The sequence below is a fragment of the Pseudodesulfovibrio sp. 5S69 genome (assembly GCF_037094465.1).
Lineage (GTDB): Bacteria > Desulfobacterota > Desulfovibrionia > Desulfovibrionales > Desulfovibrionaceae > Pseudodesulfovibrio > Pseudodesulfovibrio methanolicus.
The window spans coordinates 1,487,862-1,507,696 of the sequence record NZ_CP146609.1 but is presented as its reverse complement, the minus strand read 5'-3'; the positions used below and the strand labels follow the sequence as shown (position 1 = coordinate 1,507,696).

18 protein-coding genes are annotated in these 19,835 nt (G+C 64.5%); all 18 read left to right on the top strand.

Going from position 1 to position 19,835, the window contains the following annotated elements; translation table 11 throughout:
* A complete protein-coding gene (locus V8V93_RS07010; protein WP_338669650.1) occupies nt 1-339 on the top strand; it encodes a hypothetical protein in 339 nt (112 codons plus the stop codon).
* A 26-nt stretch (nt 340-365) separates the two neighbouring features.
* Nucleotides 366-929: a GNAT family N-acetyltransferase gene (locus tag V8V93_RS07005; protein ID WP_338669649.1), complete on the top strand. Its 564-nt coding sequence runs from the start codon at nt 366-368 to the stop codon at nt 927-929.
* 12 nt (nt 930-941) lie between these two features.
* Nucleotides 942-1,214, top strand: a complete 273-nt coding sequence (locus V8V93_RS07000; RefSeq protein ID WP_338669648.1) for a hypothetical protein — start codon at nt 942-944, stop codon at nt 1,212-1,214.
* 56 nt (nt 1,215-1,270) lie between these two features.
* On the top strand, nt 1,271-1,915 hold the full coding sequence (locus tag V8V93_RS06995; protein WP_338669647.1) for an SET domain-containing protein: 645 nt from the start codon (nt 1,271-1,273) through the stop codon (nt 1,913-1,915).
* Nucleotides 1,916-2,004: 89 nt separating this feature from the next.
* On the top strand, nt 2,005-3,081 hold the full coding sequence (locus V8V93_RS06990) for an acyltransferase family protein (protein ID WP_338669646.1): 1,077 nt from the start codon (nt 2,005-2,007) through the stop codon (nt 3,079-3,081).
* A gap of 38 nt (nt 3,082-3,119) precedes the next feature.
* Nucleotides 3,120-4,238 (top strand): spermidine/putrescine ABC transporter ATP-binding protein PotA, encoded by a 1,119-nt coding sequence (gene potA / locus V8V93_RS06985; RefSeq protein ID WP_338669645.1) that lies wholly within the window; start codon nt 3,120-3,122, stop codon nt 4,236-4,238.
* Nucleotides 4,228-5,079 carry a spermidine/putrescine ABC transporter permease PotB gene (gene potB, locus V8V93_RS06980; protein WP_338669644.1) on the top strand — a complete coding sequence of 284 codons (852 nt, stop codon included), beginning with the start codon at nt 4,228-4,230 and terminating at the stop codon, nt 5,077-5,079. Before potA ends, potB begins: the two co-directional genes overlap by 11 nt.
* Entirely contained in the window at nt 5,076-5,843 is a 768-nt protein-coding gene (gene potC, locus V8V93_RS06975) for a spermidine/putrescine ABC transporter permease PotC (RefSeq protein WP_338669643.1), read from the top strand. The genes potB and potC overlap by 4 nt, the downstream gene beginning before the upstream one ends.
* Complete coding sequence (locus V8V93_RS06970; RefSeq protein WP_338669642.1) at nt 5,840-6,874, top strand: extracellular solute-binding protein; 1,035 nt, start codon at nt 5,840-5,842, stop codon at nt 6,872-6,874. The genes potC and V8V93_RS06970 overlap by 4 nt, the downstream gene beginning before the upstream one ends.
* A 187-nt stretch (nt 6,875-7,061) precedes the next feature.
* Entirely contained in the window at nt 7,062-7,745 is a 684-nt protein-coding gene (locus V8V93_RS06965; RefSeq protein WP_338669641.1) for a CerR family C-terminal domain-containing protein, read from the top strand.
* A complete protein-coding gene (locus tag V8V93_RS06960) occupies nt 7,742-8,833 on the top strand; it encodes an efflux RND transporter periplasmic adaptor subunit (RefSeq protein ID WP_338669640.1) in 1,092 nt (363 codons plus the stop codon). The genes V8V93_RS06965 and V8V93_RS06960 overlap by 4 nt, the downstream gene beginning before the upstream one ends.
* Nucleotides 8,834-8,835: 2 nt before the next feature.
* Entirely contained in the window at nt 8,836-11,943 is a 3,108-nt protein-coding gene (locus V8V93_RS06955) for an efflux RND transporter permease subunit (RefSeq protein ID WP_338669639.1), read from the top strand.
* Between the two features lie 469 nt (nt 11,944-12,412).
* A complete protein-coding gene (fdhD, locus tag V8V93_RS06950; protein ID WP_338669638.1) occupies nt 12,413-13,198 on the top strand; it encodes a formate dehydrogenase accessory sulfurtransferase FdhD in 786 nt (261 codons plus the stop codon).
* A gap of 236 nt (nt 13,199-13,434) precedes the next feature.
* Complete coding sequence (locus V8V93_RS06945) at nt 13,435-14,322, top strand: formate dehydrogenase accessory protein FdhE (protein WP_338669637.1); 888 nt, start codon at nt 13,435-13,437, stop codon at nt 14,320-14,322.
* 59 nt (nt 14,323-14,381) lie between these two features.
* Complete coding sequence (locus V8V93_RS06940; protein WP_422394413.1) at nt 14,382-15,266, top strand: transposase; 885 nt, start codon at nt 14,382-14,384, stop codon at nt 15,264-15,266.
* Nucleotides 15,267-15,556: 290 nt separating this feature from the next.
* Complete coding sequence (locus V8V93_RS06935; RefSeq protein WP_338669635.1) at nt 15,557-15,781, top strand: hypothetical protein; 225 nt, start codon at nt 15,557-15,559, stop codon at nt 15,779-15,781.
* Between the two features lie 24 nt (nt 15,782-15,805).
* Nucleotides 15,806-18,832 (top strand): formate dehydrogenase-N subunit alpha, encoded by a 3,027-nt coding sequence (gene fdnG / locus V8V93_RS06930; protein ID WP_338669634.1) that lies wholly within the window; start codon nt 15,806-15,808, stop codon nt 18,830-18,832.
* A gap of 14 nt (nt 18,833-18,846) precedes the next feature.
* On the top strand, nt 18,847-19,572 hold the full coding sequence (locus V8V93_RS06925) for a 4Fe-4S dicluster domain-containing protein (protein ID WP_338669633.1): 726 nt from the start codon (nt 18,847-18,849) through the stop codon (nt 19,570-19,572).
* Nucleotides 19,573-19,835: the final 263 nt, after the last annotated feature.

Below are 19,835 nucleotides of genomic sequence, written 5' to 3'. Positions count from 1 at the left end.
ATGCAAAAACAACTGATTCCCCTGCTGCTGGCCGCAGTCATCTGCCTCATCCCCGCCCTGTCCGCCGCGGAGGACACCGTGACCATATGGGGTCTGGTGGTCAACACCGACTTCGGTCTGGTGCTCAAGGACGGCGACACGGAGTACCTGCTCCTCGGCGTGCAGCAGGACCCCGCCGCGCTGGAAGGCAAGACCTGCGAGGTCACCGGCACCACGACGAACTCCCTGGGCATCAACAGCATCAATGTCGAGACCATCGAGGTCATCGGCGACACCTCGTCGATGAACTATACTTCTATGAACCTGAAACGCGACGAGCGGGAACACCGCCTCGCCTGACGAGCCGTCACGGCTTCGAGATCACCATGGACACTACTACCAGAGAAGACGGAGCCCGCGAGGACATGCGGGAGGTCCGCATCTCCTCGGGCATCACGCCCGAGGATGTGGAAACCATCCTGAACATGGCCGCGTCGAGCGGACTGTTTTCGGCCGACGCCATGCTGTCCGCCGAGGACATGGCCTGGGACTGCGCCTACGGCAACGGCGAGGAGGCCCAGACCTTCCTCCTGGCCAAGGTCTGCGACGCGCAGGGCGAGCGGATCATCGGGTTCCTCTGCTACGGCCCGATCATGTACTGGCCCGGCGAGTTCGAGCTCTACGGCATCACCGTGGATCCCGAGTTCCGCAGGCTGGGCATCGGCTCGGCCCTGGTGGCCGAGATGACCAGGCGCGCGGTCGGGGACCTGGGCCGCTCGATCTTCCTGGAGACCGGCGAGGGGCGCGCCTTCGAGAACGCCCGGCTGTTCTACGAGGCCAACGGTTTCTCGGTGCAACGCCGGTTCTGCAAGCAGTTCATCCCCATGGACGGCGGACTTGTCTACCGCCTCAACATCGACGAAGAAGACGCCGACAACACCTATCAATAGGAGCGGGAGAAGATGGCTACCGACGTGTACGAAGATTCCCTGTTCGGACAGATACTCCCCCTGGACTGGGACAATGAAACCGTTTCCGGCGTGGTCCTGCTCGTGGACGGCGAGGAGGAATTCATCGTCGAGCCCGACGAGAACGGCGAGAGCCTGATCGAATACATCGACAGGTGGGTCACGGCCGAGGGCGTGGTTGTCGAGGACGAGGACGAGCTGCGCATCAAGGTGCGCAACTACACCCTGGAAGACGAGATCGACTACGACACCGACGAGGACTGGTAGGCCCGCCCCCGCCGACGCCTGAACGAGCTTCCGCCCGGCGGAAGCGGTGAATTCCCATGATGCATCCCAAGACCGAAGTCCGCTTCGTCGACCCGACCATCGGGTACGGCGTGTTCGCCGCCGAGGATATCCCGCGCGGCACCATCGTCTACGTCCGCGACCGGCTGGAGGCGGCCTACGCGGCCCGCTCCGCCAACCGCATCGACGCGGCCGGCGCCCCCGGCAAGACCGCCTACGCCGACGAGACCGGCGTGCACATCGTCAGCCGCGACAACGCGCGCTACGTCAACCACCGCTGCGACTGCAACGTCATGGCCACGGCCTACGGGTTCGAGATCGCGGTGCGCGACATATGGAAGGGCCAGGAGATCTGCGAGGAGTACGGCCTGTTCGACCTGGGCCGGGACATCCCCCTGAACTGCGGCTGCACCCGCTGCCGCAAGCACCTGCGCCCCGACGACCTGGAACGGTTCCACGCGGCCTGGGACGGACTGATCCTGGACGCGCTGACCCGCTTGGCCGACGTGCCCCAGCCGCTCATGGCCTTCATGGGCGCCGAGACCAAGCACCGGCTGCGCGCCTACCTCTGCGGCGAGGAGCCCTATGTTTCGGTGACCGCACTGGCCCGGCGAGCCCCGGCCGTCCTGTCCGCGATCCCGCCCGACACCCTCAAGCCCGCCCCGTTCGGGGTCAACGGCTGACAGATTGAGGCGGATTGTTGCGGCGCATGCCGCACGCACCCCCAGGCCGGACCTCCGCGGTCCGCTTTCCCGGAGAGGGAGGTAACGGTATGGGCCTCATCCGCCTGCTGCTCGCCTTCGCGGTCTTCAATTCGCACTTCCCCACCTTCGAAGGAGCGCTCCTGGTCAACGGCCACGAGGCGGTGCTGACCTTTTTCGCCATCTCGGGCTTCTACATGGCCCTGATCCTGGACCGGTCCTACCGTGACGCGAGTTCCTTTTACTGGGGCCGCTTCCTGACCCTGTACCCCATGTACGTCCTGGCCCTGGTGATCAGCCTGGGGCTGTTGACCAGCCTGGACGTCCACTCCCTGACCAACCGGGAGACCCTGCGGGCCATCGTGGCCGACCCCGCCGCCTTCCTGGTCATGGCCTGGACCTCGGCCACGACCATCGGCCAGGAGCTGCTTTTCTCCCTGGCCCGCACACCGGGGGGCGGCCTGCACTTTGTTGCCCACAATCACGACGCCCTGTGGGCCGACGCTCCGCTCATCCAGGCCTGGTCCCTGTCGCTGGAGGTGACCTTCTATGCCCTGGCCCCGTTCCTGGTCCGGCTGCGCTCCCGGACCCTGGTCGGGCTCATGGCCGCGAGCCTGGCCCTCAAGGTCGCGGTCATGGCCTCCCCCGTGTCCGACGTGATCTTTTTCAAGCGCTTCTTCCCCCTGGAGTTCTGGCTCTTCGCGGGCGGCATCCTGGCCTACCGGGTCCACCGGCGGCTGCCCGATGCTCCGCGCTGGTACGACTACGGCCTCTTCCTGGCCCTGGCCGGGCTGGCCCTGGTGGCCGACGGCGTACCCGAGGCGCTTTTGCCCTTTTTCCTGCCCACGGCCGCCCTGCTTTCGATGCCCCTTGTCTTCCGCGGCTTCAAACGGTTACGGTTCGACAGGTTCGCGGGCAAGATCAGCTACCCGTTCTATCTGCTCCACTACATCGCCATCGCCCTGTTCGAGACCTATGCGGAAGACCCCGAAGGGGGACAGATCCTGGCCGCCGCGCTGACGGCTTCCGTGGTGGTTCATTTCCTGTTCAACCCGGGCATCGAGTCCCTGAAAACGAAATTGCGTCGCCGCCGTGCGCTTCCCGTCCCGGAGGACGGGGTTGTCCTGCAGCCCGTGAGCCTGCCGTGACCGCGTCCGCCACGATGCCGAATCCTTAAAGGAAAAACATGACCCAGCCTGTCGTCACCCTGGACGGCGTCTCCAAGTCCTTTGACGGGGAGATCGCCGTCGAAAACATCTCCCTGTCCATCGAGGACGGGGAGTTCATCACTCTGCTCGGCCCCTCGGGGTGCGGCAAAACCACCATCCTGCGCATCCTCGGCGGATTCGAGGAGAGCGACTGCGGGGTGGTGGCGCTGGACGGGCGCCCGGTCAAGGGCGTGCCCCCGGAGTCCAGGGCCGTGAACACCGTGTTCCAGAGCTACGCCCTGTTCCCGCACATGAACGTCTTCGACAACGTGGCCTTCGGCCTGCGCATCGCCGGGATGGGCGAGGCCGACGTCCGGCGCACGGTGTACGAGGCGTTGCGGCTGGTCCGTCTGGAACCCATGGGCCGACGCATGCCCAAGGAACTGTCCGGCGGCCAGCAGCAGCGCGTGGCCATTGCCAGGGCCATCGTCAACAAGCCGCGCGTCCTGCTCCTGGACGAGCCCCTGTCCGCCCTGGACTACCGGTTGCGCAAACAGATGCAAAAGGAACTCAAGGCGTTGCAGCGCACCCTGGACATCACCTTCGTCCTGGTCACCCACGACCAGGAGGAGGCCTTCTCCATGTCCGACCGTGTGGTGGTCATGAACGACGGACGCATCGAACAGGTGGGCACCCCGCGCGAAATCTACGAGGAACCGGCCAACCTGTACGTGGCCCGCTTCGTGGGCGAGATCAACGCCCTGGACGGGACCATCACCGGGAGGCGGGGCGAGAGCTACACCGCCGAGGTGGAAGGCGCGGCCGTGCTGGTCAAGGCCAGGCGCGAGTTCGCCGACGGCGATCGGGTGCACGTCCTCCTGCGGCCCGAGGACTTCCGCGTGGAGGTCATGAAGGACCTGGAGGAATCCCCGGACCTGGCCGACAAGTTCGCCAAGGCGCTGCTCAAGGGCACGGTGGACGGCACCTGCTACCGGGGAGCCACCTACGACGTGGACATCACCCTGGACGACGGCAAGCGCATCCTGGTCACCGAGTTCTTCGACGAGGACAGCGAGACCCTTTACTTCCACGCAGGCGACCGGGTGGCCGTGGGCTGGTTCGAGGGTTGGGAGGTGGTCCTGCCCCATGAAGGATAGCCTGTTCAAGCGGCTGGTCGTCACCGGCGTGCTCGGCTGGATGGTCCTGTTCGGGGCCGTGCCCACCCTCATGCTCCTGGCTGTCAGCTTCCTCAAGCGGGACCCGGACAGCCTGATCGAACCGGCTCTCTCCCTTGCGAGCTACCGCGAACTGCTCCAGCCCGCCCTGGGGTCCATGCTGGCCGAGTCCATGATCATGGCCGCCACGGCCACGCTGCTGTGCCTGCTCATCGGCTACCCCTTTGCCTACATCGTGGCCCGGGCCGACAGGCGCTACACCAGAACCCTGCTCCTGCTGGTCATGATCCCGTTCTGGACCAACACGCTGATCCGCACCTACGCCCTGGTGGCCGTGCTCAAGGCCGACGGCGTGGTCAACACGTTCCTGCTCTTCCTCGGGGTCATCGACGCGCCGCTCAAGCTCATGTACACGCCCGCGGCGGTCTTCATCGGCCTGGTCTACACCCTGTTGCCGTTCATGATCCTGCCGCTGTACGCGGCCATCGAGAAGCTGGACCTGAAGCTCCTGGAGGCCTCCCGCGACCTCGGGGCGAGCCGCTTCTCGACCTTCCGCAAGATCACCGTGCCGCTGACCATGCCCGGCATCGTCTCGGGCTGTATGCTCGTCTTCCTGCCCGCGCTGGGCATGTTCTACATCCCGGATATCCTGGGCGGGGCGCGGACCATGCTGCTCGGCAACTACATCCGCGACCAGTTCCTGGCGGCCCGCAACATCCCGCTCGGGGCCGCGGCGTCCATCGCCATGACCGTGATCATGGGGCTGATGCTCGCCCTGTACTACAAAAGCGTGCGCCGGGCCGGAAGGAAGGTGCGCATATGAACATCTGGGTCAAGCGGGTCTACGCGGCCCTGGTCTTCGCCTTCCTCTACCTACCGCTGGTGGTCATCGCGGTCTATTCCTTCAACGCCTCCAAGTACTCCCTGGCCTGGAAGGGGTTCACCCTGCACTGGTACGGGCAGCTACTCAAAAACAACACCCTGGTGGACGCGGCCTTCCGCTCCATGACCATCGCCGTGGTCTCGGCCACGGTCTCCTGCGTCATCGGCACCCTGGCCGCGTTCATGCTCCACCAGTACCGCTTCAGGGGCCGCCGCGCGGTCTTCGCGTCCATCTTCGTCATGATGATGTCCCCGGACATCGTCATCGGCATCTCCCTGCTGGTCCTGTTCCTCGGCGTGGGGCTGTCGCTCGGCTTCTGGACCCTGCTCATGGGCCACGTGACCCTGTGCGTGCCGTTCGTCACGGCCACGGTCTATGCCCGGTTCAAGGGGTTCGACCCCACGGTGGTCGAGGCCGCCCGCGACCTGGGGGCCGCCGAGTACCAGGTCTTCCGGCGCATCGTCCTGCCCATGGCCGCGCCCGGCCTCATCGCGGGCTGGCTGTTGAGCTTCACCCTGTCGCTGGACGACGTCATCGTCTCCTTTTTCACCACGGGGCCGACCTACGAGGTCCTGCCCCTGCGGATATATTCCATGGTCCGTCTCGGCATAAAGCCGGACGTCAACGCACTGAGCGTACTGATGATCATTATAACCGTGGCCGCCGTCCTCCTGTCCCGGCGGCTGCTTAAGGAGAAGTCATGAAAAAGCTACTGCTCGCAATCGTCCTGACCCTCGCCTTCGCGGTCCCGGCCCTTGCCGGCAGCGGAGAACTCTACCTGTACATCTGGTCCGAATACATCCCGGACGAGGTGATCGAGAACTTCACCAAAGAGACCGGCATCAAAGTCCACGTCTCCAACTACGACAGCAACGAAGCCATGTACGCCAAGATCAAGCTGGCCGGCGACGGCTACGACCTGATCGTGCCCTCGTCCGACTATGTCGGCCTCATGCGCCGCCAGGACATGCTCCTGCCGCTCGACAAATCCAAGCTGACCAACTTCGCCAACCTGTCGGACAAATTCACGGACCAGCCCTTTGACCCGGACAACACCTTTTCCGTGCCGTACATGTGGGGCTCCACGGCCATCGCCGTGAACACCGGCCTTCTCGGCGAAAGCGCCGTGAGCTCCTACGCCGACCTCTGGAAGCCGGAGATGAAAGGCCGCCTGCTCCTGCCCAACGACCCGCGCGATGTCTTCGCCATCGCCTTGAAAAGCCTGGGCTACTCCCTGAACGAGACCGACCCGGCCCACCTGGAGCAGGCCTACCAAAAGCTCAAGAAGCTCATGCCCTTTGTCCGGGTCTTCGACTCCGACTCCCCCAAGCAGGCCCTGCTGTCCGGCGAGGTTTCCGTGGGCGTGGTCTGGAACGGCGAGGCCTACATCGCCAACCAGGAGAACCCGGAGATCAAGTACGTCTACCCCAAGGAGGGCTTCTCCATGTGGATGGATTCTCTGTGCATCCCCAAGGGGGCCAAGAACCTGGATGAGGCCCACGCATTCCTGAACTACCTGTTGCGCCCGGACGTGGCCGCGACCATCTCCACCGAGATGGGCTACTCCACCCCCAACGCCAAGGCCGCCGAATTCCTTGAGCCCGAAGTGGCCGACAACCCCATCGTCTACCCCGACGCGGCCACCGCCGCGCGCGGTGAGTTCCAGGACGACATCGGCGAGGCCATGAAGCTCTACGAGGACTACTGGGTCAAGCTGAAGGGTTCCAACGAATAGGCGGGGACCTCCCCGACGAAAACGATAAAGGCCGGACGCTCGTCCGGCCTTTTTCATTGCCCGCCCTCCAGCCGCGGGACCGGAGCGGGGCGATGCGCACTATCTTAAACGAACGTTTGACAAAATAGCCGGACCGGGCGTATGACTCACCTTTCCCTTTATCGATACCCTTCCCAGGGAGGCAGGCATGACCAGCGCAGGACGCAAATCCCGCAAGCGGGCCCAGGGCGAGGAAACCCGGGCCACGCTGCTCCAGACGGGCGCGGAGTTGTTCGCCAGAAACGGCTACAACGGCGTGTCCATGCGCACCCTCGCGGCCGAGGCCGGGGTCAACCTGGCAACGGTGAGCTATCATTTCGGCGGCAAGGCCGGGCTGTACGGGGCCATCATCCAGGAGATCACCAAGGTCCGCGACGAGATCTTCCCGCCCACCGAGGCGGTCAAAGCGCGCCTGGCCGAGGCCGGGGACACGCCGGAGGAAAGGGCGGGGGTGGTGGACTGGTTCATGAGCGCCCTGATCGACGGCCTGCTGGTCCGCACCGACTATCTCTGGGGCGTGGTCATCATCTCCCGCGAGCTGGTCCACCCGACCGAGATCTTCTCCAAGATGGAAACCGGATTCTTCAAACCGAACCTGGAATCCCTGTCCGCCCTGGTCAGGGGAACCGCCGCCCACTGCCGGGACGAGACGGACGCGGTCATCACCGGGCACCTGATCATCAGCGTCGTCATCAAGCTCCTGGAAAGCCACGCCCTGATCTGCAAACGACTCGGCTGGGACTCTTACGAGGGGCACCACAAGACCATCGAGGCCATCGTCAAGACCCGCATCCGGGGGCTGCTCGGCCTCCCCATGGAGAACGCACAATGAACCGTTTTCTTTCTCTCGCCGCCCTGCTCTGCCTGACCCTGCTCGCCGCCTGCGACCGCTCGCCCGAGCCCGTGCCCGAACCCGTGCGCCCGGTCAAGACGACCAGGGCCGTCCGGGCCGACAGCAACAAGATGTGGTCGTTCGCGGGCACCGCCGAGGACGCCCTGGCCACCAGGCTCTCCTTCCGCGTGGGCGGCAAGATCATCGAGTTCCCCGGCAACCAGATCGGCCGCAAGTTCGCCAAAGGCGAGGTCATCGCCCGCCTCGACCCGTCCGACTACGACCTGGAGCTGCGGCAGGCCAAGGCCAACATGGAACAGGTCCGGGCCAACTACGTACGCGCCAAGGCGGACATGGAACGCAACTCCCGCCTGTTCGAAAGCCGGGTCATCTCGCGCGGCGAGCTCGACCAGGTCGAGGCGGACTTCAAGTCCTTCGAGGCCCAGCTCAGCGCCTCGGCCAAGCAGTGGGACATCGCCCGCAAACGGCTGGGCTACACCACCCTGCACGCGCCGTTCGACGGCTGGATCGGCGAGGTCGAGGCCGACGTGCACCAGAACGTGAGCGCGGGCCAGGCCATCGCCACCTACAACGCGGGCCGCCAGATGAAGATGTACATCGCCGTGCCCGACACCCTCATCTCCCAGGTACGGGAAGGGGACCAGGTGGCCGTGGTCTTCGACGCCCTGCCGGGCCGGACCATGGAAGGCAAGGTGGAGGAGATCGGCGTGGAGTCCGGCCCGGGCTCCACCTACCCGGTCAAGGTCTACCTGGACAACACGGACCGGACGTTGCGCAGCGGCATGTCCGGGCACGTGAGCTTCACCGGTCTGGGCCACACCAAGACCGCCTTCTACCTGCCCCCGGTGGCCGTCCTCGGCGAGCCCGATGGTGCCCGCGCGGTCTGGGTGGTGGACCCCAAGACCTCCACCGTGACCCGCCACTCCGTCACCGTGGGCCAGCTCACTCCGGCCGGGCTCGAGATCCTCGACGGCATCAGCGAGGGCGACGTGATCGTCATCCGGGGCGTGCACAGCCTTGAGGAAGGCCGCAAGGTCCGGCTGGTCAACAACGGGGCGGAGGGCTGACCATGAACCTGGCCAAGTGGTGCATCACCAACAACCGGACTTCCCTCGTCCTGTTCCTGCTCATCGCGGTCAGCGGGGTGATGACCTTTTTCTCCATCCCCAAGGGCGAGGACCCGGACTTCACCATCCGCACCGGGGTCATCACCACGGTCTTTCCCGGCGCCTCGCCCCAGCGGGTGGAGGAGCTGGTCACCGACAAGCTTGAGGAGAGAATCCGCGAGATCGACGGGGTCAAGACCGTCAAATCGCAGTCCATGTCCGGTCTGTCCATCATCGAGGTGGAGTTCGAAGACACCATCAAGAACATGCAGCCCTATTGGCAGAAGTTGCGCAACAAGGTGGACGACGCCGCCCCGGACCTGCCCGAGGAGGCTCGCACCCCGCAGGTCAACGACGAGTTCGGCGACGTCTACGGCATCGTCATCGCCCTGACCGGCGACGGGTTCTCCTACCGCGAACTCAAGGACGCGGCCGACGACATGCGCGACGAGCTGCTCAAAATCAAGGGCGTGGGCAAGGTCGAGCGCTGGGGCGTACAGGACGAACGCATCTTCGTGGACTTCACCAACTCGCGCATGGCTGCGGCCGGAATCAGCCCCTTTGTCCTGGCCCAGATGATAGACCGCCAGAACACGCTCCAGCCCAGCGGATCGAGCATGGTCGGCCCGGAACGCATCGTCATCGAGCCCACCGGCGAGTTCAAGGGCGTGCAGGACATCTACTCCCTGTCCATCCGCCCGCCGGGCAAGAAGACCTCGGTCCGGCTGGCCGACGTGGCCGACATCACGCGCGGCTTCACGGACCCGCCGTCCACCATGGCCCGGTACAACGGCAAGCCCTGCCTGATGCTCGCCGTGTCCATGGCCGACGGGGGCAACATCACCGAACTGGGGCAAAAGGTCGCCAAGCGGCTGGACGAGCTCAAGGCCAACATGTTCGTCGGGCTGGACACCAACCTGGTCGTGTTCCAGCCCGACTACGTCAACACGGCCATCAGCGACTTCATGATCAACCTGATCGAGTCGTTTGCCTTCGTGGTGGTCATCATCCTGCTCTTCGCGGGCCTGCGCACGGGCGTCATCGCCGGATCCCTGGTGCCCATGGCCATGCTCGGCTGCATCGCGCTCATGCCCTACCTCGGCGTGGGGCTGCAGCGCATCTCCATCGCCTCGCTGATCATCTCGCTCGGCATCCTGGTGGACAACGGCGTGGTCGTGTCCGAGGCCATCCTGGTCCGCCTGGCCGCGGGCGAAGACCGGCTCAAGGCCGCCACCGGCGCGGTCGGCGAGCTGTGGATGCCCCTGTTGGCCGCCTCGCTGACGACCATCTTCGCCTTCCTGCCCATCCCGCTGGCCACCACCCACCCGGTGGGCGAATTCTGCGAATCCCTGTTCATCGTGGTCACCCTGACCCTGGCCTGCTCCTGGGGGCTGTCCATGTCCATGGTCCCGATGATGTGCTACTACCTGCTCAAGCCCAAGCTGACCATCCAGACCTTTTCGAGCCGGTTGTACCGCGCCTACCGGGGGCTGCTCCTGTGGTCCCTGCGCCACCGGGTCGTGTTCGTGGCCGCCATCCTTTTGTGCTGTGCGGTCTCGGGCTGGGCCTTCCGGTTCGTGCCCAAGATGTTCTTCCCGCCCAACGAGCGGGCCCAGTTCACCATCGACTTCTGGCAACCCTACGGCACGGACATCACCGCCACCGAACGGCGCGTGGAACGGCTGGAGAAGGTCCTTTTGGCCGACAAGGAAGTGACCGGCGTGGGCGTGTTCGTGGGCCACGGCGGGCCGCGCTGGTACCTGCCGCTGAACCTGGAGCAGAAAAACGACAACCTGGCCACCCTCGTGGTCAATACCACGTCCATCAAGGCCGTGGACCAGGTCATCCGACGCACCCGGCAGGCCCTGAACATGGGCTTCCCCGACGCCGACTACAGCCTGAACAAGCTGATGAACGGCCCGCCGGTGGGCGCCAAGCTCCAGATCCGCCTGTCCGGTCCGGACATCAAGACCCTCTACGCCCTGCGCGACGAGATCGTGCCCATCGTGGAGAAGCAGGAGGGCGTGACCCGCGTCTGGGACGACTGGGGCCAGTGGACCAAGAAGATGATCGTCCACGTGGACCAGGACAAGGCCCGCGAGGCCGGGCTGTCCAGCTTCGACGTGGCCGTGTCGCTGCAGACCGCCATGTCCGGGCTGCCCGCCTCGGACTACCGAGAGGGCGACACCATCATCCCCATCCTGCTGCGCAACGACGAGGGCTTCCGCAACCACCTGGACAAGGTCGACAGCCTGAACGTCTACTCCTACGACACCGGCGTGAGCGTGCCCCTGTCCCAGGTGGCCACCACCAAGCTGGAATGGCAGCCGTCCGACATCCGCCGCCGCGACCAGGGACGGACCATGACCATCAAGGCGGACGTGGCCGACGGTTACTACGCCCTGTCCATCCTGAACAAGGTCCGGCCGGCCGTTCGCGAGCTCATGGACAAGAGCGACTGGCCGCTGGGCTACAACGTGGAGTACGGCGGCGAATTCGAGGAGAGCGCCCAGGCCCAGGAGGCCATCAACGCCCACATGCCGCTGGCCATGGGACTGCTCGTGCTGGTGCTCATCTTCCAGTTCAACTCCATCCGCCGCCCGCTGATCATCCTGCTCACCCTGCCGCCCATGTTCATCGGCATCTCGGTGGGCATGCTGGCGACCAATTCGCCCTTCGGGTTCATGCCCATGCTCGGCATGATCTCCCTGCTCGGCATCATCGTGAACAACGCGATCATGCTCATCGACCGCATCGAGATACAGCGTGGCCGGGGGCTGCCCATGGCCGACGCCATCGTGCTCTCGTCCATGGAGCGCGCCCGCCCGATCATCATGACCGCCACCACGACCATCATCGGCATGGTCCCGCTGTCGCTCCAGGGCGGCGAGATGTGGCGGCCCATGGCCAACCTGATCATGTCCGGCCTGACCGTGGCCACGGTCCTGACCCTGGTGCTCTGCCCGGTCCTCTACTCCTTCTTCTTCCGCCAGAAGTTCAAGGAGTACCGCTGGGACCCCGCGGTGGTCGAGCGGGGCAGCGACCTCAAGGCGGAGGTTGCCGCCGAATAACCTCCGGGAAACGGATGCAAAAGGGCGGCCCCGCGGAAGCTGGACCGCCCTTTTCCTTGTCCGGCTTTGCCCGGAGGACACGCCGCCAGGTCGGAGAACTGTTTGTGGGAGCCGCCCAGGTTGCGACCGATGAGCTTAAACAGGAGGGTGTCCGAAGCCCGCCAGGAGGCGTGCGCTCCCACGCTGAAACAGGCGGGCAGGCGAGCGAGTCCGGGCTGTCCGGGCAGCCGAGGAAGAGGTCCGGCCGACGTCCTTGAGCGGCTTGGTCAAAATCTGGAGTTTCATCCCGCTGCCCAAGCCTTCCTCCGGCATGAAGCCCCCCACCGGGCCCGCGTCCATGCCGGTGACCGCTTCCGAACGCCCGGCCGGGTGTGAGAGTCAGGGGTAAATGGGCGGGCTTGCCCGGCCCCCTCGCCAAACGGTAGGAAGGGGCCAGGAAGGGACGCCGCACTGCGGCACGGAGGCGGAAATGAGCGCGGAATCATACGAATACGAAATCCACGAATACAAACAGGGGTTCACCCGCAAGCGGATCAGCTCCATCCGGGAGGTGCCGCTGACCATCATGCTCAACGGCCGCGAGGTGGTCACCCTGCTGTGCACCGCGAAGTACCCGGAATACCTGGCCGTGGGCTTTCTCAAGTCCGACGCCTTCGTCTCCAGCCCCGCCCAGATCACGGACCTGACCGTACGCGACGAGGGCGACCGGCTGGTGGCCGAGGTGGAGGTCTGCCACGACCCGTGGGAGAACCGGATCATGGAGCGGTCCATCACCTCGGGCTGCGGCAAGGGCACCAACTTCGGGCGCAACGTGGCGACCATCTCCAAGCGCAAGGTTGGCGGCGACGTGCGCGTCACCCCGGAGCAGATCCTGGCCCTGGCCAGGGAGCTCCACGAGCGCTCCACCCTGTACAAGACCACGCGCGGCTGCCACAACTCCTCCCTGTGCACACCCGACGAGATGCTCCTGTTCCGCGAGGACATCGGGCGGCACAACGCCATCGACATGCTCTGCGGCCAGTGCTTCCTCGACGACGTGGCCGTGGACGACAAGATGATCGTCTCCACCGGACGCATCGCCTCGGAAATCCTGCTCAAGGTGGTCCGCATCGGCGTCCCGGTCCTGGCTTCCACGGCCGTGGCCACCAGCTTCTCCGTGGAACTGGCCCGCAAGACCGGCATCACCCTCATCGGCAACATCCGCGACGACAGTTTCTGGGTCTACAACGACAACGGACGCATCGTCGGCTTCTGATTCCGGGCTCGCCGAGCGTGGAAGCATGATTTTTTCCACCTTTGTAACCAACCCGTTTTATTGAGCCATTCTATCCATTATATGTCCATTTAAGCATAATTTGTCAAATAAAATACTTGTATCTCAACTGGTTATCAATATGAGTGTCAAACCTTGAGGAAGTGCAAGACCTTTGGCAAGATAGCGTTCCGCTCCGATACTGTTTTTCAAGATCGGAAAACACTCTGGAGAACCACATGGAACGCAACATGGCCCTTGAGACGAGCAGGCTCGACCGTAAGCTGGCGCAGCTTCGCAAAAAGTCGTACATCTCCGCGGAACTCATCGACTTACTCGATGCGGTGACGCACCTTCAACTGGCCGCCCTGCCCGAGGCTGAGGTGACCCTGCCGCCGGACGGCGAGCTCACCCCGCCCGAGGCCGTGCTCCAGGGGGTGTCCCTGATCAACCGCGAGAACTTTCCCTTTGACGCGGCCCAGGCCGAGAAACTGCTCGGCAAAATGGTCGACCTGGTCGGCAAGTCCGAAGGCCCTTTGGGCGACGGCGCGAAAATCGTGGCCGAGGCCCTGGACAAGGGCGATCTGACCCCGGCCGAGCTGTTCCGGCACGTCCTGGACGACGACACGACCTTCTTCTCCACCTGGGCCGAGCGCATGCCCGACGCCCCGCGGACCCTGCCCTTCCTGGCCCTGGCGGCCATGGGCCCGTCCCTTGAGGCCGCGGCCGGGATGCTGGCCGAGAAGCTGCCCGAGATGAAGGTCACGCCCGTGGGCACCTGCCCGGTCTGCGGGTCCATGCCGCTCATCTCCTCCCTTGAGCAGAAGGAAGGATTCCGGCACGCCACCTGCTCGTTCTGCCGCCACCACTACCGGATCAAGCGCATAGCCTGCCCGGTCTGCGGCGAGGACGACCAGAAAAAGCTGACCTTTTTCACCGTGGACGAGGAGCCCGGCTTCCGGGTGGACGTCTGCGATACCTGCAAGGCCTATGTGAAGACCATCGACTTCCGGGAACTGGACCGCGTGGCGCTCCCGGTCCTGGACGACCTGGATTCCCTGGCCCTGGACTACGTGGCCGCGAACCAGGGGTACCGGCGGGCCACCCTGTCCGCCTGGGGGTTCTAACAGCGGGAGGGACCATGCCCGAAACGCAACGGGACGTCATGCAGAAGCATTCGCACATCATGCCGGCCATCGCACCGCCAGACAACGGTGCCGCCTTCGAGGCGCTGCTCCGCGACGAGGACAAGGCCAGGGACTATCTCCTGGAACTGGCCTGGCCCACGGGCGATCCCTTCTGCCCGCGCTGCGGCCACCGCAAGGTCTATACCCTGTCCGGCGAACGGCTGCGCTGCGCGGCCTGCAAGTACACCTTCCAGCCTTTCTCGGGCCGGTGGATCAACAACGGCGCGCTCAGCCCCGGCGAATGGCTCCGGCTCATCGTCCTGTTCGTGGAGGAGCGTTCGGTCCATCAGATGAAGGAGGAGCTGGGGTTGTCCTACAACACGGTCTACAAGGCCCTGACCGCCATCCGCTTCGCCATCCTGGCCAACGCCCTGGACGCCCGGCAGTTGATCAGCCCGGCCACCGGCCTGGACTCCTACCTAAAGGGCAACCGGCTGACCGGCGGACCGCGCGAGATGCGCATGGACACCATCCCGGTCTACGGCATCCTCCGCCGCGACGACCTGGTCTTCATCGACCTGGTGCCCGGCTTCCAGGCCGAGACCCTGTTCCACTTCCACATGAACTTCCATCTCAAGCTCATCCGCTCGGGCAACCTGGTCTACACGGACCGCTACAAGGAGTACGACGCGCTCATGTTCTGCGGCAACGACTCCCTGCCCTACGAGGTCATCCGCCGCTACGACGAGCCCCCGTACATCGACGCGGTGCACGACGAATTCTGGGAGTACGCCCAGTCGCGCATCAAGAAATTCCGGGGCATCTCCTGCCAGCGCTTCCCCCTGTACATGAAGGAGCTGGAATTCCGCTTCAACAACCGCGAAAAGTCCCTGGCTGAAATCCTGGCCGCCTATCTCTGCGCATTGGTGCCGAATACGGACTAGCTCCATGCGCCGGCAAAACGGGGAAAAGCCGGGTCCGGAAATCCGGATCCAGGCTTTTCCCCGTTCGCCGCACCCCGTTTTCGCCCGATTTTTCCGGTGTCAAACCGTGAGGCGGAAATCAACTTATGCCAAAACTGACATAAAGTAGACCCAGCAATAGCACCATCCTGCTAAAAAAAGCACGTTTTTCCCTGTGTGAAAAGGGCCGCAAGACCCCTTCCTTTGCCCGCCTGCCCCGGATTCATCATAAGGGGGATAACAGTAGTAATGGGAGAGGTACGCGCATGCGCATGAACAACCAACATTTGCCGGCTGCCGCCGCCGTGGCGCCCATGCCCTTCGGCGGGCTGGGATTCGCTGCGGCCGAGGTCCGTCAGGCGGCCCGGGAGATGACCCCGGCGGTCCATCGCCACATCGGCGAGCCCGCCGTCATCCCGGCCGGTTGCGGTCCCGCCGTACAGTCCGGCGGCTACAAGCTGCTCGTGGCGCTCGGCCGCGAGATCCGCGGGCGCTGACCCGCATTCAACACAGGAGGTATAATGCACACCAACCGTAGAAACTTCCTCAAGCTCTCCGCTGTCGCGGCCACGGCCACGGCGTTCGGCGGGCTCGGGTTCGGCTGCAAGGCCAAGACGGCGACGCTGCCGAATTTCGCCGCCGCCCTGGACCCGAAATGGAGCAAGCAGACCACGTCCGTATGCTGCTACTGCGCAGTGGGCTGTGGCCTGGTCGTGAACACGTCCCTCAAGGACATGAAGGCCGTCAACGTCGAAGGCGACCCGGACCATCCGATCAACGAAGGCGCCCTGTGCGCCAAGGGCGCCTCCATCTGGCAGTTGGGCGACAACGACCGCCGTCCGGACTCCGTCCTGTACCGGGCTCCCTATTCCAAGGGATTCAAGAAGGTCTCCCTGTCCTGGGCGCTGGAAACCATCGCCAAGCGGATCAAGGAAACCCGCGACAAGACCTGGACCGAGAAGAACGCCAAGGGCCAGGTGGTCAACCGCTGCGACGGCATCGCCTCCCTCGGCTCCGCCGCTCTCGACAACGAGGAGTGCTGGGCTTACCAGACGATGCTCCGCAGCCTCGGCCTGGTGTATATCGAGCACCAGGCACGTATCTGACACAGCGCAACTGTTGCGGCTCTGGCAGAGTCGTTCGGACGCGGTGCGATGACCAACCACTGGATTGACATCCAGAATTCCAATTGTGTTCTCATCATGGGCAGCAACGCTGCCGAAAACCACCCCATTTCCTTCAAATGGGTGACCAAGGCGCAGGAAAAGGGCGCGACCCTGATCCACGTCGACCCCCGTTTCACCAGGACCTCGGCCAAGGCCGACTTCTACGCGGGCATCCGCTCCGGCGCGGATATCGCCGTGCTCGGCGGCATGATCAAGTACATCCTGGACAAGGACCTGATCTTCCACGAGTACGTGGTCAACTACACCAACGCCTCCTTCATCGTCGGCGACAAGTTCTCCTTCCACGACGGCCTGTTCTCCGGCTACAACGAGACCACCCGGTCCTACGACAAGTCCAACTGGGCCTTTGCCATGGACGCCGAAGGCAACCCGAAGAAGGACCCGACCCTGAAAGATCCCCGGTGCGTGTACCAGTTGCTCAAGAAGCACTACGCGCGCTACGATATGGACAAGGTCTCCTCCATCTCGGGCATGCCCAAGGAAGCCTTGGTCAAGCTGTACGAGACCTACGCGGCCACCGGCAAGGCGGACAAGGCGGGCACCATCATGTACGCCATGGGCTGGACCCAGCACTCCGTCGGCGTACAGAACATCCGCTCCATGGCCATGATCCAGCTCCTGCTGGGCAACATCGGCGTGGCCGGCGGCGGCGTCAACGCCCTGCGCGGCGAATCCAACGTCCAGGGGTCCACGGACCACTGCCTGCTGTTCCACATCCTGCCCGGCTACCTCGCGACCCCGCAGGGTTCCGAGCCCACCCTGGAAGCGTACAACAAGGCCCACACCCCGATCTCCCATGATCCGAAATCGGCCAACTGGTGGGGCAACTTCCCGAAGTACTCCGCCTCGCTGATCAAGTCCATGTGGCAGGACGACGACCCCGCGACGGCCTACAACTACCTGCCCAGGCTCGACTCGCTGTCCGCCAGGGAATACTCCTGGCTGACCGTGTTCGACAAGATGGACAAGGGCCAGTTCAAGGGCATGCTCGCCTGGGGCATGAACCCGGCCTGCTCCGGCGCCAACTCCAACAAGACCAGACAGGCCATGACCAAGCTGGACTGGCTGGTGAACGTCAACATCTTCCCCAACGAGACCGGCTGGTTCTGGGAAGGACCGGGAATGGACCCCTCCAAGATCAAGACCGAGGTGTTCTTCCTGCCCTGCGCCGTGTCCATCGAGAAGGAAGGGTCGATCACCAACTCCGGCCGCTGGATGCAGTGGCGCTACAAGGGTCCGGACTCTCCCAACGGCCAGAAGCCGGACGGCGACCTCATGTACGAGTTGATGAAGAACATTCAGGACCTGTACAAGAAGGAGGGCGGGGTCTACCCCGAGCCCATCACCCGCCTGACCTGGGACGCCATCGCCACCGACGGCGTGTTCGACGCTCACAAAACGGCCAAGCTGATCAACGGCCAGTTCACCCGCGATATCGAGGTCAAGGGTAAAATGTACAAGAAGGGCGAACAGGTTCCCAGCTTCGCCTTCCTGCAGGCCGACGGCTCGACCACCTCGGGCAACTGGCTGTACTGCAACTCCTACACCGCCAAGGGCAACCTGGCCGCACGGCGCGAGCTGGCCCAGTCCGAGGCGCAGGCCAACATCGGCCTGTACCCGAACTTCTCCTGGTGCTGGCCCGTCAACCGCCGCGTGCTGTACAACCGCGCTTCGGTGGACCTCAAGGGCAACCCCTACAACCCGGAGAAGGCGGTCATCGCCTGGAACGGCAAGAAGTGGGTGGGCGACGTGCCCGACGGCGGCTGGGCCCCGGGCACCAAGTACGCCTTCATCATGCGCAAGAACGGCTTCGGCCAGCTCTTCGGCCCCGGCCGCGCCGACGGCCCGTTCCCCGAATACTACGAACCGCTTGAATGCCCGGTGAAGTCTCACCCCTTCTCGAGCACCCTGCACAACCCGACCGCCCTCAAGTTCGACAACGAGGAAAAGGCCGTGTGCGATCCCAGGTATCCCCTGGTGGGCACCACCTACCGCGTCACCGAGCACTGGCAGACCGGCGTCATGACCCGCAACCAGCCCTGGCTGGTCGAAGCCGAGCCGCAGGTCTTCGTGGAGATGAGCCAGGAACTGGCACAGCTTCGCGGCATAGACAACGGCGAAAAGGTCATGGTCGATTCCGTGCGCGGTTCGATCTGGGCCAAGGCCATCGTGACCAAGCGGCTCAAGCCGTTCACGGTCCAGGGCACCACCGTCCACCAGGTCGGCCTGCCCTGGCACTTCGGCTGGACGTGGCCCAAGGACGGCGGCGATTCCGCCAACATCCTGACTCCGTCCGTAGGCGACCCGAACACGGGTATCCCCGAAACCAAGGCCTTCATGGTCAACGTCCGTAAGGCGTAAAGGAGGAATGACACATGAGTAAGACATTCTTCATCGACCTGACCAAGTGTACGGCCTGCCGTGGTTGCCAGGTTGCCTGCAAGCAATGGAAGAAACTGCCCGCCACCAAGACCGAGAACTGGGGCTCCCACCAGAACCCCAAGGATCTGTCCGGCTCGACCCTCAAACTGGTCCGCTTCGAGGAAGTGGAGACCGACAACGGCATGCAGTGGCTGTTCTTCCCGGAACAGTGCCGCCACTGCGTGGAGCCGCCCTGTCTGGATGCCATGACCATTCCCGGTTCCATCATCCATGACGAGGAGACCGGTGCCGTGGTCTACACCGAGCTGACCGCCGACGAACCCGACAAGGACGCCTTCTCCATGGCCTGTCCCTACGACATCCCCCGCGTGGACGAGAAGACCGGCCGGGTGGTCAAGTGCGACATGTGCATCGACCGCGTCAAGGTCGGGCTCCTGCCCGCCTGCGTCAAGACCTGCCCCACCGGCGCCATGAACTTTGGCGACCGGGACGAGATGCTGGCCCTGGCCGACGAGCACCTGGCCGCGGCGCTCAAGAAGTATCCCGAAGCGGAGCTGGTGGACGCCGACTCGGTGCGGGTCATCTACCTGGTGCAAACCGATCCGGACAGCTACTACGAGTCCCTGTCCGCCGATGCCTCCGACACCTGGCGCGGCCCCATGTCCAGGAAGCAGTTCCTGGCCAGCCTGGGACGTCCGATCAAACGCATGTCCTCTTAACGAACATCCCCCCGGCGCGGGTCCGCCCCGCGCCGGGGTTCTCCATCTCGAACGCTCCATGCGGGAACACCTCCGTAAGCCACACCGTCCGGCGGCCAGAAGCCACCGGGGCAAACGGAGTTTTTCATGCCCCCGGCAGGCCGGTCCTGCCGGGGTCTTTTCCCTGAAATCAGAGCGATAAACGATGTTGCATTGTGGGGAAATGCCCCCTTCTTGTGTTTTGGACGACGAGGCGGTAACGGGGTAGTGGCAATATCTGGTCG

Bases quoted from the DNA above. Each gene is read 5' to 3' on its own strand.
- V8V93_RS07010 (WP_338669650.1), top strand. From the start codon at position 1: ATGCAAAAACAACTGATTCCCCTGCTGCTGGCCGCAGTCATCTGCCTC.
- V8V93_RS07005 (WP_338669649.1), top strand. From the start codon at position 366: ATGGACACTACTACCAGAGAAGACGGAGCCCGCGAGGACATGCGGGAG.
- V8V93_RS07000 (WP_338669648.1), top strand. From the start codon at position 942: ATGGCTACCGACGTGTACGAAGATTCCCTGTTCGGACAGATACTCCCC.
- V8V93_RS06995 (WP_338669647.1), top strand. From the start codon at position 1,271: ATGATGCATCCCAAGACCGAAGTCCGCTTCGTCGACCCGACCATCGGG.
- V8V93_RS06990 (WP_338669646.1), top strand. From the start codon at position 2,005: ATGGGCCTCATCCGCCTGCTGCTCGCCTTCGCGGTCTTCAATTCGCAC.
- potA (WP_338669645.1), top strand. From the start codon at position 3,120: ATGACCCAGCCTGTCGTCACCCTGGACGGCGTCTCCAAGTCCTTTGAC.
- potB (WP_338669644.1), top strand. From the start codon at position 4,228: ATGAAGGATAGCCTGTTCAAGCGGCTGGTCGTCACCGGCGTGCTCGGC.
- potC (WP_338669643.1), top strand. From the start codon at position 5,076: ATGAACATCTGGGTCAAGCGGGTCTACGCGGCCCTGGTCTTCGCCTTC.
- V8V93_RS06970 (WP_338669642.1), top strand. From the start codon at position 5,840: ATGAAAAAGCTACTGCTCGCAATCGTCCTGACCCTCGCCTTCGCGGTC.
- V8V93_RS06965 (WP_338669641.1), top strand. From the start codon at position 7,062: ATGACCAGCGCAGGACGCAAATCCCGCAAGCGGGCCCAGGGCGAGGAA.
- V8V93_RS06960 (WP_338669640.1), top strand. From the start codon at position 7,742: ATGAACCGTTTTCTTTCTCTCGCCGCCCTGCTCTGCCTGACCCTGCTC.
- V8V93_RS06955 (WP_338669639.1), top strand. From the start codon at position 8,836: ATGAACCTGGCCAAGTGGTGCATCACCAACAACCGGACTTCCCTCGTC.
- fdhD (WP_338669638.1), top strand. From the start codon at position 12,413: ATGAGCGCGGAATCATACGAATACGAAATCCACGAATACAAACAGGGG.
- V8V93_RS06945 (WP_338669637.1), top strand. From the start codon at position 13,435: ATGGAACGCAACATGGCCCTTGAGACGAGCAGGCTCGACCGTAAGCTG.
- V8V93_RS06940 (WP_422394413.1), top strand. From the start codon at position 14,382: ATGCCGGCCATCGCACCGCCAGACAACGGTGCCGCCTTCGAGGCGCTG.
- V8V93_RS06935 (WP_338669635.1), top strand. From the start codon at position 15,557: ATGAACAACCAACATTTGCCGGCTGCCGCCGCCGTGGCGCCCATGCCC.
- V8V93_RS06925 (WP_338669633.1), top strand. From the start codon at position 18,847: ATGAGTAAGACATTCTTCATCGACCTGACCAAGTGTACGGCCTGCCGT.